This is a genomic window from Methylobacterium sp. WL103 (assembly GCF_008039885.1).
GTDB lineage: Bacteria > Pseudomonadota > Alphaproteobacteria > Rhizobiales > Beijerinckiaceae > Methylobacterium > Methylobacterium cerastii.
On sequence record NZ_VRUX01001243.1, the window covers coordinates 1 to 508 of the forward strand.

At 73.8% G+C, this 508-nt stretch carries 1 protein-coding gene; it reads left to right on the plus strand.

All coding sequences use genetic code 11. The annotated features are described in order from the left end of the window. A partial coding sequence (locus FV222_RS28830; RefSeq protein ID WP_147816530.1) for a tRNA-dihydrouridine synthase family protein occupies positions 1–508 on the plus strand: 508 nt, incomplete at both ends.

The window sequence follows — 508 nt, forward strand, 5'->3', positions numbered from 1 at the left end:
CTCGCCGGCTGCGCGCCCGAGCCGATGGCGGAGGCCGCGCGGATCGCCGAGGCGAACGGCGCGGACGTGATCGACGTCAACATGGGCTGCCCGGCCAAGGTCGTCACCGGCATCGCCTCCGGCTCGGCGCTGATGCGCGACCTCGACCACGCCGGCCGCCTGCTTGCGGCGGTCCGCGAGGCGGTGTCGATCCCGGTGACGGTGAAGATGCGTCTCGGCTGGGACCACCAGAGCCTGAACGCGGCGGACCTCGCCCGCCGGGCGCAGGCGCTGGGGCTGAACGCGGTGACCGTGCACGGCCGCACCCGCCAGCAATTCTACAAGGGCAGCGCCGATTGGGCGGCGATTCGCGCGGTCGTGTCCGCGGTGTCGATCCCCGTCATCGCCAACGGCGACGTGACGGACCTGGCCACCGCCAGGGCGTGCCTGACGGCTTCGGGTGCCGCCGGCATCATGGTCGGCCGCGCGGCCGACCATGATGCCGGCGGCACCCGAAGCCGTCAGGCAC